Source organism: Burkholderiales bacterium, from assembly GCA_035560005.1.
GTDB lineage: Bacteria > Pseudomonadota > Gammaproteobacteria > Burkholderiales > Eutrophovitaceae > DASRFY01.
The window spans coordinates 49663-64037 of the sequence record DATMAN010000009.1; the positions used below are offsets into that span (position 1 = coordinate 49663).

At 66.2% G+C, this 14375-nt stretch carries 14 protein-coding genes; 11 read left to right on the top strand and 3 right to left on the bottom strand.

Going from position 1 to position 14375, the window contains the following annotated elements; translation table 11 throughout:
* Positions 1–61: 61 nt before the first annotated feature.
* From VNM24_00905 to VNM24_00935, 7 genes are all read left to right on the top strand, one after another.
* A complete protein-coding gene (locus VNM24_00905; GenBank protein ID HWQ37157.1) occupies positions 62–1945 on the top strand; it encodes a 7TM diverse intracellular signaling domain-containing protein in 1884 nt (627 codons plus the stop codon).
* Between the two features lie 53 nt (positions 1946–1998).
* Positions 1999–3759, top strand: a complete 1761-nt coding sequence (locus VNM24_00910; protein ID HWQ37158.1) for a glutamine--tRNA ligase/YqeY domain fusion protein — start codon at positions 1999–2001, stop codon at positions 3757–3759.
* Positions 3760–3947: 188 nt separating this feature from the next.
* A complete protein-coding gene (locus VNM24_00915; protein HWQ37159.1) occupies positions 3948–4292 on the top strand; it encodes a hypothetical protein in 345 nt (114 codons plus the stop codon).
* Between the two features lie 26 nt (positions 4293–4318).
* On the top strand, positions 4319–4861 hold the full coding sequence (locus tag VNM24_00920) for a glycine zipper 2TM domain-containing protein (protein ID HWQ37160.1): 543 nt from the start codon (positions 4319–4321) through the stop codon (positions 4859–4861).
* A 74-nt stretch (positions 4862–4935) separates the two neighbouring features.
* Positions 4936–5250, top strand: a complete 315-nt coding sequence (locus tag VNM24_00925) for a hypothetical protein (protein ID HWQ37161.1) — start codon at positions 4936–4938, stop codon at positions 5248–5250.
* A gap of 236 nt (positions 5251–5486) precedes the next feature.
* Entirely contained in the window at positions 5487–6164 is a 678-nt protein-coding gene (locus tag VNM24_00930) for a response regulator transcription factor (GenBank protein HWQ37162.1), read from the top strand.
* Between the two features lie 160 nt (positions 6165–6324).
* Entirely contained in the window at positions 6325–7674 is a 1350-nt protein-coding gene (locus VNM24_00935; protein HWQ37163.1) for an ATP-binding protein, read from the top strand.
* Position 7675: 1 nt separating this feature from the next.
* Here VNM24_00935 and VNM24_00940 read toward each other — a convergent pair whose 3' ends face one another.
* Positions 7676–8233, bottom strand: a complete 558-nt coding sequence (locus VNM24_00940; GenBank protein ID HWQ37164.1) for an SET domain-containing protein-lysine N-methyltransferase — start codon at positions 8231–8233, stop codon at positions 7676–7678.
* Positions 8234–8450: 217 nt separating this feature from the next.
* Here VNM24_00940 and gabT point away from each other — a divergent pair, with 217 nt between their 5' ends.
* From gabT to VNM24_00960, 4 genes are all read left to right on the top strand, one after another.
* Positions 8451–9779 carry a 4-aminobutyrate--2-oxoglutarate transaminase gene (gabT, locus tag VNM24_00945; protein HWQ37165.1) on the top strand — a complete coding sequence of 443 codons (1329 nt, stop codon included), beginning with the start codon at positions 8451–8453 and terminating at the stop codon, positions 9777–9779.
* Between the two features lie 260 nt (positions 9780–10039).
* On the top strand, positions 10040–10855 hold the full coding sequence (locus VNM24_00950) for a polysaccharide deacetylase family protein (GenBank protein ID HWQ37166.1): 816 nt from the start codon (positions 10040–10042) through the stop codon (positions 10853–10855).
* Positions 10852–11574 (top strand): class I SAM-dependent methyltransferase, encoded by a 723-nt coding sequence (locus VNM24_00955; GenBank protein ID HWQ37167.1) that lies wholly within the window; start codon positions 10852–10854, stop codon positions 11572–11574. The genes VNM24_00950 and VNM24_00955 overlap by 4 nt, the downstream gene beginning before the upstream one ends.
* 173 nt (positions 11575–11747) lie before the next feature.
* Positions 11748–12629: a DNA-formamidopyrimidine glycosylase family protein gene (locus tag VNM24_00960; protein ID HWQ37168.1), complete on the top strand. Its 882-nt coding sequence runs from the start codon at positions 11748–11750 to the stop codon at positions 12627–12629.
* A 207-nt stretch (positions 12630–12836) separates the two neighbouring features.
* Here the strand turns inward: VNM24_00960 and cysK are convergent, their stop codons facing one another.
* Both cysK and VNM24_00970 read right to left on the bottom strand, forming a co-directional pair.
* The gene (cysK, locus tag VNM24_00965; GenBank protein HWQ37169.1) at positions 12837–13772 is read right to left on the bottom strand and encodes a cysteine synthase A; all 936 of its coding nucleotides are present in this window, start codon (positions 13770–13772) and stop codon (positions 12837–12839) included.
* Positions 13773–13887: 115 nt separating this feature from the next.
* Positions 13888–14375: methyltransferase domain-containing protein (locus VNM24_00970; GenBank protein HWQ37170.1), on the bottom strand; the 488-nt coding region annotated here is incomplete at its 5' end.

Genomic DNA, 14375 nt, shown 5'->3' on the forward strand with positions numbered 1-14375 from the left:
ATGCCAGGGGGATGGCGCGCGGCCGCACACGTCCGCGTCACACCAACACCGTTCGCAAACGATGGCACTGCGTCGAAGCGTGCTGGCAACCGTCGCCTTGTGGTTCGCGTGGGCGGGCCCGGTTGGGGCCGGGCTCGCGCTGGACCCTGCGGCCGGAGTTCACCTGCCGCAAGTCGCCTATCTCGAGGATCCCTCGGGAGCGCTGTCCGTAGCCGAAGTCGCTGCCCGCCACGCGCAGTTCAAGCCTGCCGCCGGCAGCGCGCCAAATTTCGGCTTTACCGATTCGACCTACTGGTTTCGCATCGAGCTCACCCGCGGCGCCGACGACCCGACGGCCTGGTATCTGGAGGTCGGCTATCCGCCCCTCGATCATCTGGAGCTGTACTGGCGTGCGGCAAGCTTGCCAGCCGCCGAGTTCGAGCGCGCCGTCTCGGGCGACCTGCTTCCGTTTCACGCGCGCAGCGTGCGCGAGCCGCAGTTCCTTTTCCCGCTCGAGCTGCCGGCCGGACAGTTGCGCGAGTTCTACCTCAAGGTGCGCACGGTAGGTGCAGTCACCGTCCCCCTCAGAGTGCTCTCCGCGGACGCGCTGGAGCAAAGCCGCAGCCGGGCGCACATTATCCACGGTCTGTTTTTCGGCACCCTCGCGGCGCTTGCGCTGTACAACTTGCTGCTGTTTCTGTCGATCCGGGACGTGAGCTATCTGTACTACGTCTCCTACGTGGTGACGGCAGGGCTGGCTTACCTCGGCTACGACGGGCTGGCGTATCAGTATCTGTGGCCCGAAGCGGTCGGGTGGAATCAGCGGGCGCACGTCGTGCTGGGCTTCACCGCGCTCGCGTTTGCGTTGCTGTTCACGCGCAGTTTCCTCGCGCTGGCAACCAGCCACCGTTTGTTGGATCGCTCGCTGTTCGCGCTGGCCGGCGCTGCCGGCCTGTTGGCGCTGTTGTCGATCTGGCCCCTGTCCTTCTGGGCCAGCGCGCGGCTGTTCGTCGCGATCGGCCTGCCCGGCGCCTTGGCGGTGCTGGCGAGCGGGCTGCTCGCCTGGTACGCCGGATACAAGCCGGCGAGATGGTTCCTGCTCGCCTGGGCGACCCTGATCGTGGGGCTCGCGGCGTATTCGTTGCGCTTTCTCGAGCTCGCGCCGGCCAACTTCTTCACGATCTATGGCCTGCAGATCGGCACCGGCGTGGAGATGGTATTGCTTTCGATCGCGCTGGCCGATCGCATCAACACGATGAAGCGGGAGAAGGAGCAAGCGCAGGCTGCACTGCTCGACGCGGCGCGGCGCTCCGAGCGCGAACTCGAATCGATCGTGCAGGAGCGGCTGCGCGAACTGAACGAGGTCAACAAGATCCTGGAACAGGAAATCGCCGAACGGCGGCGTGCCGAGGAAGCACTGTTCGAGATGGCGCACCACGACGCCCTGACCGGGCTGCCCAACCGCCTGTTGCTGAAGGACCGCTTCGAGGTCACCGCGTCGCAGACCGACCGCGTCAGCGGCACGCTCGCCCTTCTGATGGTCGATCTGGACGACTTCAAGCGCGTCAACGACACCCTCGGCCACCAGGTGGGAGACGGACTGCTGGTCAAGGTCACGGAACTGATCCGCGGCTGCGTGCGCGCCTCCGACACCATCGCCCGCTTCGGCGGCGACGAGTTCGTGATCCTGCTGGGAAGCCTGCGCGACGCGGCCGAGGCGGCGCTCGTGGCCGACAAGATCGCGCGCGCACTGGCCAGGCCGATCGCACTCGACCAGCACCGGCTGCGCACCAGCACCAGCATCGGCATCGCGCTCTATCCTCAGGATGGCTCCACCATGGAAAGCCTGCTCAGATGCGCAGACGTGGCGATGTACCGAGCCAAACAGGCGGGCGGTAATACCTTCTACTTTTTTCTCGAAGGTGCGCAGCGTCAGCTTTCGCTGCCCGCCGTGCGTCCGGAGTAAACTGCGGGGCGGCGGGCGCGACCGCCGTTCCGATGCATGCACAGCCGATCAGAGTGAACAAGCCAGCTCACCCCACCGCCGCCTCGTCCAGCAATTTCATCCGCGTGATCATCGAAGCCGATCTCGCTGCGGGCAAGTACGCCTCGCGGACCTGGTGTGGACGCCCCGGACCGGCCAGGGTGCACGAAGGCGCGCCGAAGGATCCGGCCCGGATCCGCACCCGCTTCCCGCCCGAGCCCAACGGCTACCTGCACATCGGTCACGCCAAGTCGATCTGCCTGAACTTCGGTCTGGCCCGTGACTACGGTGGCCAGTGCCACATGCGTTTCGACGACACCAACCCGGTCACCGAGGAAACCGAGTACGTGGAGTCGATCCTCGACTCGGTGCGATGGCTGGGCTTCGATTGGGGGCCGCACCTGTACTACGCGTCGGACTACTTCGACCTGCTGTACGAGTTCGCCGAAGCATTCGTGCGCCACGGGCTGGCCTATGTCGACTCGCTCTCCGCCGAGCAGATGCGCCAGTACCGCGGGACGCTCATCGAGCCCGGCCGCAACTCCCCGTACCGCAATCGTTCGGTCGAAGAGAACCTGGCGTTGCTGCGCGAGATGCGCGCGGGCAAGCACCCCGACGGCGCGCATGTGCTGCGCCTGAAGATCGACATGGCGAGCCCCAACATCAACCTGCGTGACCCGGTGGCCTACCGCATCCGACATGCGCGTCACCATCGCACCGGCGACAAGTGGTGCATCTATCCGAGCTACGACTACACACACGGGATCTCGGACGCGCTGGAGAACATCACCCACTCGATCTGCACCCTGGAGTTCGAAGACCATCGGCCGTTGTACAACTGGATCAACGAGCGGCTGCGCGACTTCGGCATCCTCAAGGACCCGCTCCCGCAACAGATCGAGTTCGCCCGGCTCAACCTCACCTATGTCGTGCTCTCCAAGCGCAAGCTGATCCAGCTCGTGGAAGAGAGACACGTGGACGGATGGGACGACCCGCGCATGCCCACGCTGGTCGGAGCCCGGCGGCGCGGCTACACGCCGGAGGGCTTCCAGCTCTTCGCCGAGCGAATCGGTGTGGCCAAGGCCGATTCCTGGATCGATTACACCGTGCTGGAAGATTGCATGCGCGAAGTGCTCAACGAATCGGCCCCGCGGCGCGTGGCCGTGCTCGATCCCCTGCGGCTGATCATCGACAACTATCCCGCCGGCAAGGAAGAGCTGAGCGAAGCCCCGAACCATCCGCAGAAACCTGAATGGGGCCACCGCCCGCTGCCGTTTTCGCGCGAGCTGTGGATCGAGCGCGAGGACTTCATGGAGAATCCGCCGAAAGGCTACTTTCGGCTCTTCCCCGGCAACGAAGTGCGGCTGCGCTACGGATACGTCGTCCGGTGCACCGGTTGCGACAAGGACGCTGCGGGCCGGATCATCGCGGTGCACTGCGAGTTTTATCCGGATTCGAAGTCCGGCACCCCGGGCGCCGAAAAATACAGGGTGAAAGGCAACATCCACTGGCTCTCGGCGCGGCACGCCGTCCGCACGGAAGTGAGGATCTTCGACCGGCTGTTTCGCGTTCCTCAGCCCGGCGCGCAGCGCGACTTCCTGGAAGACCTCAATCCCGACTCGAAGAAGACCATCGTTGCGTACGGGGAACCGTCGCTCAGGGACGCGAAGCCGGAGGAGCGCTTCCAGTTCGAACGGCACGGCTACTTCGTCGCCGACCGCATCGACTCCACGCCCGGCTCGCCGGTGTTCAACCGCACAGTGACGCTACGCGACTCCTGGGCGAAGCAGCGGTAGGCGGCAGGCTCTCGCCACGGGGGACCTGCCCTCTCCCCGGGCCGCTTTGCCCGCTTCGTGAGTTCCGTAAGTCTTTGTGACGTATAAGTTTTATGGACGCTGTCGCCGTTCAGCGTCCGTTCAGCGTGTCCTCCGTAATCTGCGCTCGACCAGGACGGAACCTGGCTTTGTGCGAAAGGAGGTTTGCAATGAAGACGAAGAAACTGGTCGCATCGGCGCTCGGCGCAATCCTGCTGACCGGCAGCACCCTGGCGCTGGCCGGAGACTGGAAGTCGCGAAGCGTCGAACGATGGGATGAGCGGCCGCGGCACGAGCGCAGCTGGTCCGATCACGGCCGGCACGACTGGGAGCGTGACTACCGGAATCCTCGGGGCCACGGTTACTACCGCGGGCGTGGTCACTGGAAGCCGTACTGGCACCACCATTATCGCCATCACCATCATCACTTCCATCATCACCACTACGGCTACTGGCGGCCTTACGGGTACGACAGCGACGGCGTGACCATCATCTTTCGCGGCACGTTCCATTGATGCGATCGAGAACAGGAGGAATGAACATGAAGACCAACATGAAACTGTCGGCGCTCGTCGCGGGATTCGCGCTCGCCTTCAACGCTCCCGCGCTGCTGGCGGGCAACTCGTTCGAAGACTACGCCAAGGTGACCGAAGTCACGCCCGAGTACGAAAAGGTGAACTATCCGCGCAAGGAGTGCGTTTCGGAATATGTGCCGGAGCGTGTTCCGCAACGCGGGTCCATGGCCGGCCCCCTGATCGGCGGCATCGCCGGCGGCATCCTCGGTGCGCAGGTCGGCAAGGGCAACGGGCGCGTGGCCTCTTCGGCCGCGGGGGCCGCGATCGGCGCCATCGTCGGCGACCGGCTCTCGCAGCGGCCCGCCGACGAGTACTACGAGCGCGAGGTGCGTCGCTGCCGCATGGTCGATCACTGGGAAAAGCGCCTGGCGGGTTATCGCGTGGCCTACGTTTACCAGGGTCACGAGTACGAAACCTTCCTCTCCTACGATCCGGGTCCCCGGCTGCCGGTGCGCGTGAGCGTGGCGCCGCTGGGGGGTAGCGGCCGCGATGACAACTGGGATGAATGATGGCGGGACGCGGCGCCGCGCCGGGTTGCATGCGACCTTGGCATCGGAGATCATCGGCCTCGAATCGGCAAGCCATGAAATCCGCCATGTCGAAGCATCTGCTCCTGGCGCTGGCGCTCGGTGTCCTGACGCTCGCGGCGCCGGCCGAAGCCCAGCGCAATCGCGCGCCTCGCGACCAGTTGTGGCCCGACGCCTCCACTCAGCGCCGCGACGAGGGCGAGCGCCGCAGGATATCGATCGAACAGGCGATCGACTCGGTCCGTAGCGCCACCGGCGGCCGGGTGCTGGACGTCCGGGACCGGGGCGACGAATACCGCATCAAGGTCCTCACGCGCGACGGCGAGGTGCGCACGGTCCGGGTCGATGCCTACAGCGGCGCCCTGCGCTAGCGCTTCCTGAAAAGCGAAACACGAAGTCACGAAGAGAAAACACACCATCGAATTACCAGGGACACCAAGCAAGCTGAGGGTCGCGTCGAGAATCTCGGGAGTCTTTGTCTGCCTTCGTTGCGCTCCTATGCATTGCTTGGGTCGCGCTTGTCCTTGCTTTCGTCTTTTCTTCGTGCCTTCGTGTTCCGCTCTTCGGGTCTGATTCTTTTTCTTTGGAGCTTCTTCAACGGCCGACCATGCGCATACTGGTTGTCGAGGACGAGCCGGTTCTGCAGAAACAGCTTCGCGCCGAGCTGGAGTCGCAGGGCTACACGGTGGATGCTACCGGCGAGGGCAAAGAAGCGCTCTATTTCGCCACCGAGTACCCCTACGACGCCGCGATCATCGATCTGGGTCTGCCCGGGATATCCGGACTGGAAGTGATCGGCCAGCTGCGCAAGCACGGCAGTCGCCTGCCCATCCTGGTGCTCACCGCCCGCGCGCGCTGGCAGGACAAGGTCACGGGGCTGGAGACCGGGGCCGACGACTACCTCACCAAACCGTTCCAGCCCGAGGAGCTGCAGGCGCGGCTCAAGGCGCTGCTGCGGCGGGCGGCGGGTGCGACGCGCGACCGGCTGCGCTGCGGGCGGCTCGAAATCGACTTCGGCGCGCAAAAGGTCCTGGTCGACGGCCGGGAAATCGAACTCACTTCGTTCGAATATCGCCTGCTCGAGCATCTGGCTCGCGCGCGGCCGCGGGTGCTTTCCAAGGAAGAACTGGCCGCGCATCTCTATCCGCACGACGAAGAGCGCGACAGCAATGTGATCGAGGTCCTGATCGGCCGCCTGCGGCGCAAGCTCGATCCCGACAGCCGGCTGCAGCCGCTGGAAACCCTGCGCGGACGCGGCTATCGCTTCGCCCTTGGCGACGAGTAGAAGATCCGGGCGCTCACTGCGGAACACGTTGACGCCGCGGGAGAACCTCGGTTTAACCACCAAGGACGCCAAAAAGGGCAAGATGGATCCATTCGATTCCCTTCTTGGTCAGCCTCGGTTTGGGCCTTGTCTGCATTGAGAGTCTGCGTTCGAACGTGAAATGCGCTCGCTGAACGCACGCATCGCCGTCGGGGCTGGAGTCGTGCTCGCGGTATTCGTCGCGGCCTCCGCATTCGCGCTGGAGCGCGCCTTCCGCGACAGCGCCCGCGGCGCCCGCCAGGAACGACTGCTAGCTCAGGTATACCTGTTGATGGCGGTGGCGGAAGTGGACGCGCGGGGAGAGTTGTCGATGGGTAACGGCCCGGCCGAGCCGCGGCTGGACCAGCCGCAGTCCGGCCTCTACGCCTGGATCGTGGACGGCAGCGGACGGACCGTCTGGCGCTCCCGCTCCGCGCTGTCGGTGTCGTTGCCCAAGATCGCGCCGCTGCCCGCCGCGGTCCAGCGCTTCGCCGAAGCGAAAACGGCCGAAGACGGCCAGGCGTACTTCGCGCAGTCCTACGGGGTGAGCTGGAACGTCGGCGGCCGGAGATATCCCTTCACTTTCGCGGTCGCGGAAGATCTGCGCCCGTTCGAACAGCAGCTCAATCTCTATCGGCGCAGCCTCTGGGGCTGGCTGGGCGCGATGGCGGTGCTGCTGCTTGCCGCACAGTGGGCGATCCTGCGCTGGGGGTTGTCGCCGCTGCGCCGCGTGGCCGACGATCTCACGCGGGTGGAAGAAGGTGCCCAGCAGCAACTGGCTGGCGACTATCCCGATGAACTCAGGCGGCTCACCGACAACCTGAACGCCCTGCTCGCGCACGAGCGCGCGCAGCGCAAGCGCTATCGCGACGCGCTCGCCGATCTCGCCCACAGCATGAAGACGCCGCTCGCGCTGATGCGCGCCGCTCTGCGCGAGGCTCGCCCCGACGCCGCGCTCGCGCGCGCGCTCGACGAACAGGTTCAGCGCATGGACCAGATTGTGGCCTATCACCTTCAGCGTGCGGAAACCGCCGGTCGCATCGGTACCGGCACCTCGCTCGCACTGCACCCCGCGATCGAACGGGTGGTGCGCGCGATGCAGAAAGTGCACGCGGACAAGGCTGCTCGGGTCGATCTGGCGGTGGACCCGGCACTGCGCGTCCGGGTGGACGAGGGCGACCTCACCGAGATGCTGGGCAACCTGCTGGACAACGCCTTCAAGTGGTGCCGTAGCCGGATCCGGATCGGCGCATCGGCGCATTCCGGCACATTGACGCTGACGGTGGAAGACGACGGCGCCGGCATCGCGCCGGCCGATGCCGAGCGCGTGCTACAGCGCGGCGCCCGCGCCGACCAGTCGGTGCCGGGTCACGGCATCGGGCTCGCTCTCACGCGCGACATCGTCGAGGCTTATGCCGGCGCCATCCGCATCGAGCGCAGTGAGTTGGGTGGGGCGGCGGTGAGATTGGAGTTACCGGCGGCCGCCCGCTAGGTCAGGCGGTGCGCGGGAATGCCAGCTTCAGCCTGCGCAGCACGTGCGGCGCGAGGGCGCCGATCGCCTGGTAATAGGCCAGCCGCTCGGGCGGCAGATCCTCCACGCTGCCCACTTCGCCCCGGCAGTTGGTCGCGCCGCACAGGCAGTGGAAGCGCCAGCCGGGGAAGGCCTCGATGCCGGCGCGGGTGGTGGTGGTGGCATAGTCGAAGGTGAGTTCTTCCCCGGGCGGGATATCGCGCAGCGCGACCAGAAACACCCTCCCCCCGCCCCGGAAGTCCAGCCGGCAGTTCGGGTCGCAACTGTGATTCACGAAGTCGTCCAACGCCCCGGAGGGGAGGAACACTTCGTTCTCGCCGACCTCCATGACATGATCTGGCGCCACCCTGGCCCCGACTTCGAACGTGGCGTGCGGTCCGAAATGTTCCAGCAGCGTCTCGCCTCTGCGGTGCCCGGTCCGGGTGTAGAGCGCCTGGCCCCTCGGTGTGTCCTTGAGCGCGAGGCCGGGGTGGGGAGGCAGGACGCCCTCGGGCACGCGGGACGGCTGGTCGGTCGGCAAGCGCAGGCAACCCCTTTGTCGAAAATGCGTAAGCGTCACACAAACCGCGCGCGGCGGGAAGACACCCCTTTGCGCCGTGCGCCCGGGGGTGTATGTTCCCGGCATGAGCGCGGCCCACCCCGCGACGCTTCCGCCACGCGCGTGTTCGGAGGCTTGCCGTGCGTCATCGACACGACGCGCCCGCATCGCCGGGCGTGTTCCATTCGCGGAGAACGGCATGACACGAACCAACGAACACTGGGTCGAGCGCCGCCAGGCGGCGGTGGCACGCGGCGTGGCCAGCGCGCACCCGATCTACGTCGAGCGCGCGGAAAACGCCGAGCTGTGGGACGTGGAGGGCCGGCGCTACCTCGACTTCGCCGGCGGCATCGCGGTGGTCAACACCGGCCATCGCCATCCCAAAGTCATGGCCGCGGTCGACGCGCAGCTCAAGCGCTTCACGCACACCGCCTTCCAGGTGGTGCCTTACGAGTCGTATGTCCTGCTGGCGGAGAAGCTGAACGCACTCGCGCCGATCCGCGGACCGGTGAAATCGATCCTGTTCTCCACCGGCGCGGAAGCGGTCGAGAACGCGATCAAGATCGCGCGCGCCGCCACGGGGCGGCCTGCAGTGATCGCCTTCTCCGGCGCCTTCCACGGTCGGACGCTGTTCGCCACCGGGATGACCGGCAAGACCGTGCCCTACAAGTCCGGCTTCGGCCCGTTCGGCGGCGAGATCTACCATGCCCCCTTTCCGATCCCGTATCACGGCGTGACCGTGGACGACGCGATCGGCGGAATCGAGCGGCTGTTCAAGACCGACATCGAGCCCTCGCGCGTGGCGGCGATCGTCGTGGAGCCGGTGCAGGGCGAAGGCGGCTACTACATCGCGCCGTTCGACTTCCTGAAGCGGCTGCGCACGCTCTGTGACCAGCACGGCATTGTCTTCGTCGCCGACGAGGTGCAAAGCGGGTTCGCGCGTACCGGCAAGTTCTTCGCCATCGAGCACGCGGGCGTGGAACCGGATCTGATCACCATCGCGAAAAGCCTAGCCGGCGGCTTCGTGCTATCCGGCGTCGTGGGGCGCGCCGGCATCATGGATGCTCCAGGTCCGGGTGGTCTCGGCGGAACCTACGCCGGCCATCCCGTCGGCTGCGCGGCCGCGCTCGCGGTCATCGAAGTCATCCTGGAGGAAAAGCTCAACGAGCGCAGCCTGGCGATCGGCGCACGCATCGACACACGGCTCAAGGCGATGAAAGCGCGGCCGGACAGCGCACCGATCGGCGACGTTCGTCACCTCGGCGCGATGGCCGCCTTCGAGCTGATCAAGACGCGCGGCGGCAACGAACCCGATGCTGATGCCGCCAAGGCGCTCACCGCGCGGGCGCTCGCCCATGGGCTCATCCTGCTCACCTGTGGCGTGTTCGGCAATGCCATCCGCATCATGGTGCCGGTGACCGTGAGCGACGCCGTGCTCGACGAAGGGCTGGACATCATCGAGCGCTCGCTGCTTGAAATCGCCGACACCCGTTCCCTCGCCCTGCCTCCTCTGGCCGCCGCCCGGTAATATCGAAGAACTTGAACAGCGAACCACAAAGACACGAAACAAAGCGGCACAAAGAATTTCTGCTATGCGGGATGTCTTGTGTCCTTGTATGTTTGATTTGTTCGTTATACCGGGAAACGGTAAATCGCTTCTGTCCCGCTTGAAGCCGACACGAAGCTCGATCGCCGTTTCCTGCTTTCGTGCTCTTTGTGCCTTAGTGATGATCTCCCGCAAGTTGGGTTCGCTCGGGTCGCCCGAGTCGAGAAATTGATTTTCTTCCATTGACTGAGAGATTCGAAGTTCAACCCTGGAAACCGTCGCCGACGATCCGCGCGTCGTTCGCCCTGCATGCGGTTGCGGGTCTCGCGTTGGCGGTGCACCCGCCGGCGTGGCCGTGGGCGCTTGGAGCGGTCGCGGCCAATCATGCCTTTCTGACCGCGCTGGGACTTTGGCCGACAAGCGCGCTGCTCGGACCGAACATGCTGCGCCTGCCGCTGGAGGCGGCACGGCGCGGAGCAATCGCGCTCACCATCGACGACGGGCCCGATCCGGTAGTCACTCCGGCGCTGCTCGACACGCTCGATCGCTACGGCGCCAGGGCGAGCTTCTTCTGCATCGGTGTTCGCGCCGCCAGGCATCGCGATCTCGTCCGCGAGATCGCGCGGCGCGGCCACAGCGTCGAGAATCACACCCAGCATCATTCGCCCTGGTTTTCGCTGCACGGGCTGCGCCGACTGCGCGTGGAGATCGAGGCGGCGCAGGACATTCTCGGCACGCTCGCCGGCCGGGCGCCGAGATTCTTCCGCGCCCCGGCCGGCCTGCGCAGTCCGCTGCTCGATCCGGTGATCAACCGCCTGGGGCTGCGCCAGGTGGCATGGACGCGGCGCGGATTCGACACCGTGACGAGCGACCCTGCCCGCGTGCTCGGCCGGCTCACGAGAAGGCTTGTCGCGGGCGACATCCTGCTGCTGCACGACGGCGGCGGTCGCATCGCCTCCAACGGACGGGCGGTCGCGCTCGAGGTGCTGCCCGCGCTGCTCGAACACATCGCACGGCGCGGATGGAGGTGCCTGTCCTTGCCGGTAGCGTGCCCGTGACCGTCGAGCGACGGCTGATCGAGGCCACGGCGATGCGCTATCTCCCGGCCGGTTCCTATGCCTACCACTATGCGCGCGGCAAGCTGCGGCACGATCCGCTGTACTTCCAGTTGCTGCGGGACGGTCTGATTCCGGATGAAGCGCGCGTACTCGACCTCGGTTGCGGGCAGGGCATCCTGCTGGCGCTGCTCGACACGGTCGGCCGGTTCTTCCACGTATCCGATCGACCCGACGGCTGGCCGCAGGTGCCGAGCGACCTTCGCCTGCGCGGCATCGACCGCCAACCGCGCGCCGTGCGGCGCGCGCGCGTTGCGCTTGGCGCGGCGGCCAGCATCGTGCAGGCCGATCTGCGCTCGGCGCAGTTGCCGGATAGCGACGTGATTGCGCTGTTCGATGTCCTGCACTATCTGCCTCCCGCTGCCCAGGAAGAAATCCTCGGGCGGGCCGTGCGCGCGCTGCATCGCGACGGCACCTTGCTCCTCCGCGTCGCGGACCGGCAACGCCTTGCGCGCAGCCGGCTCACCGTGTTGTCCGATCGACTCGCAACCCTGATGCGCGGCGAAGCCTGGGGCGCTTACCACCTTCGCCCCCTGTGGGAGTGGAAGGACCTCCTGCAGTCGCTGGGACTGCAGGCGCAGACGATGCCGATGAGTCAGGGCACGCCCTTCGCCAATGTTCTCCTGATCGCAAGGCGGAGAGGAGTAGCAGGTGACCGGTGACAGGTGACGGGGCGAGTCACGGGCGTGTCGCGCGCTTACACGTGTGCTCTCGCGTTTCATGCCGAACGCCCGTGCCGCGGAGTTTGCGCCCCGCCTCTCGTTGCACTACGCTCCTACTCGCCGCGGCACCAGCTTTTCGCTCTCACCCGTCACTGGGCGAGTCTCAGCCACCCATGCCAGAACTTCCCGACATCACCGTCTACTGCGAGCACATCGAAAAGCGCGTGCTGGGCAATCCGCTTCGCGGCGTGACCCTCAACTCGCCTTTCGTGCTGCGCACCGCGGTTCCACCCATCGGCGCCGTGACAGGCCGCAAGGTGACTGGAGTGAACCGATCGGGAAAGCGCATCGTGCTCTCGCTCGAAGGCGAGCTGCACCTGGTGATCCATCTGATGATCGCCGGCAGGCTGCACTGGAACACGGCAGGCAAGAACCCCGGTCGCCGGCCGCTGGCGGCTCTGGAGTTCCCCGACGGGTGGTTGACCTTGACCGAGGCCGGAACGAAACGCCGCGCCTCGATTCATCTCGTGCAAGGCGCCGCGGCGCTTGCGGCCATGAACCCCGGTGGACTCGAGCCGCTCACCGCGACGCGCGAAGAATTCGTGGCGCGGTTGCTCGCCGGGAATCACACGCTCAAACGCGCGCTGACCGACCCGCGCCTCTTCAGCGGCATCGGCAACGCCTACTCCGACGAGATCCTGCACCGCGCACGGCTCTCTCCGATCGCGATGACCCGCTCGCTTGGCGAAGAAGAGAAGAACCGGCTGTTCGAGGCGACCCGGCAGGTGCTCACCCAGTGGACGCAGCGGCTGCGCAAAGAAAGCGGCGAGGAGTTTCCCGAAAAGATCACCGCCTTCCGCGAAGGCTTTGCCGTTCACGGCCGCTACGGCAAGCCCTGCCCGGTGTGCGGCTCGCCGGTGCAACGGATCGTCTACGCGGAGAACGAAACCAACTACTGCGCCCGCTGCCAGACCGGCGGCAAGCTGCTGGCCGACCGGTCGCTCTCCCGCCTGCTCAAGAAGAGCTGGCCCAAGTCCATCGACGAACTCGGATAAAGAAAGGCGGCTCCGCCGCGGCGCCACCCCATCCCTATCTAGCGCTCGCGCAGCAAAGGTCTGTATGTCGAGGACCGCCTGTATTTCGTTGAAGGAGGCCAGGTTGTGGGTCTCGCGGATGTTGCTGTTCCGATCGATCAGGAAAGCCCGGCCCAACGCGGCCATCATGAGTCTTTCCCGCAAGCCTCTCGCTGCACCGAATCATCTTCAATCCATCAAGCCGGCGAACAACGGCGTGGTGAGATAGCGCTCGCCATAGGAAGGAACGATCGCGACGATCATCTTTCCCGTCGAGTCGGGCCGCATGCCGACTTGCAGCGCGGCCCACATGGCCGCTCCGGCCGAGATGCCGACCATCAGCCCCTCCTCCCTGGCCATGCGCCGCGCCACATCGAGCGCATCTTCGTTCCTGACCCGGATGATTTCGTCGCAGACTTCGCGGTCGAGCACGTCGGGAACGAAGCCCGCACCCAACCCCTGGATCATGTGCGGGCCTTTCTGCCCGCCGGAGAGCACCGGCGAGGCGTCCGGCTCCACCGCGACACAGCGAAACGACGGCTTGCGCGCCTTGATCACTTGGCCCACACCGCTGATCGTGCCGCCGGTGCCCACGCCCGAGATCAGGATGTCGGCCCTGCCTTCGGTGTCGCGCCAGATCTCCTCGGCGGTGGTTGCGCGGTGGATCGCGGGATTGGCCGGGTTCTTGAACTGCTGCGGCATGAAGTAGCGCTTCGGGTCGGTGGCGACGATCTCCTCGGCACGCCTGACCGCGCCGATAGCCCCTTCGGCCGCCGGGGTGAGGATCAGCTCGGCACCGAACGCGCGGATCACCGCGCGCCGCTCCCTGCTCATCGACTCCGGCATGGTCAGCAGCAGTCGATATCCCTTCGCCGCGCAGACGAAGGCAAGCGCGATACCGGTATTGCCACTGGTGGGCTCGACGATGACGGTATCGGGCCCGATGAGGCCGGCCTCCTCGGCCGCGGTAATCATCGCGACGCCGATCCGGTCCTTGACGCTCAGACCGGGCCCGAAGTATTCGAGTTTGGCGACGATCTCGGCTTTGCAGCCGCTCGACAGCCTGTTGATGCGAACGAGCGGCGTTCCGCCCACCAGCTCGAGAGCGTTCCGCGCGACTTTCATGATTCCATCCCCCATCGGCCGCCGGGACAGTTCCGCAGCCATTCCCGCGAATTGCGGGGCGCGGTGCGATCTTACGTCAAAGCGCGTACGCCCGCCCCGGCCCGTTCACGGCACGCTACTTGCGCGTGATCACCGCTTCGAGGTAATCGCTCGGCGCAACCAGCGCCTCGCTTCCGCTGCGGTTGAACTGCGCGGCGAGCCCCAACAGATCGTGCGCCAGCTCTTCCTGCCTTGCCGCTTCGAGCGCAGCGAAAGCCTTTTGCATCGGCCCATAGTACGTGCGGAACGTCTCGAGCCAGTGCCGGGCGCTGCGATAGCGGAACACAAACTGCCTGCGCTCGCATTGCAGCGAAGCAATGGCGCCGCTGAACAGCTCGCGCAGACGCTCCTCGGTGCCCCACAGCGCGGGCGATTTCAGCCCGGCCGGCGGCGGCAGGTAACGGCCGATGAGTTTGAACAGCTCGCCGATGAAACTGCCGGGCGTCCAGTTTGCCAGGCCGATCCTGCCTCCCGACCTGCAGACCCGCGCAAGCTCTGCGGCCGCCTTCTCCTGGTTCGGGGTGAACATCACGCCGAAGGTCGAGACGACCACGTCGAACGCCC

Excerpts from the sequence above, each read along its gene's own strand:
- gabT (HWQ37165.1), top strand. The coding sequence starts at position 8,451 with ATGACACGAACCAACGAACACTGGGTCGAGCGCCGCCAGGCGGCGGTG.
- VNM24_00905 (HWQ37157.1), top strand. The coding sequence starts at position 62 with ATGGCACTGCGTCGAAGCGTGCTGGCAACCGTCGCCTTGTGGTTCGCG.
- VNM24_00930 (HWQ37162.1), top strand. The coding sequence starts at position 5,487 with ATGCGCATACTGGTTGTCGAGGACGAGCCGGTTCTGCAGAAACAGCTT.
- cysK (HWQ37169.1), bottom strand. The coding sequence starts at position 13,772 with ATGAAAGTCGCGCGGAACGCTCTCGAGCTGGTGGGCGGAACGCCGCTC.
- VNM24_00960 (HWQ37168.1), top strand. The coding sequence starts at position 11,748 with ATGCCAGAACTTCCCGACATCACCGTCTACTGCGAGCACATCGAAAAG.
- VNM24_00935 (HWQ37163.1), top strand. The coding sequence starts at position 6,325 with ATGCGCTCGCTGAACGCACGCATCGCCGTCGGGGCTGGAGTCGTGCTC.
- VNM24_00920 (HWQ37160.1), top strand. The coding sequence starts at position 4,319 with ATGAAGACCAACATGAAACTGTCGGCGCTCGTCGCGGGATTCGCGCTC.
- VNM24_00925 (HWQ37161.1), top strand. The coding sequence starts at position 4,936 with ATGAAATCCGCCATGTCGAAGCATCTGCTCCTGGCGCTGGCGCTCGGT.
- VNM24_00915 (HWQ37159.1), top strand. The coding sequence starts at position 3,948 with ATGAAGACGAAGAAACTGGTCGCATCGGCGCTCGGCGCAATCCTGCTG.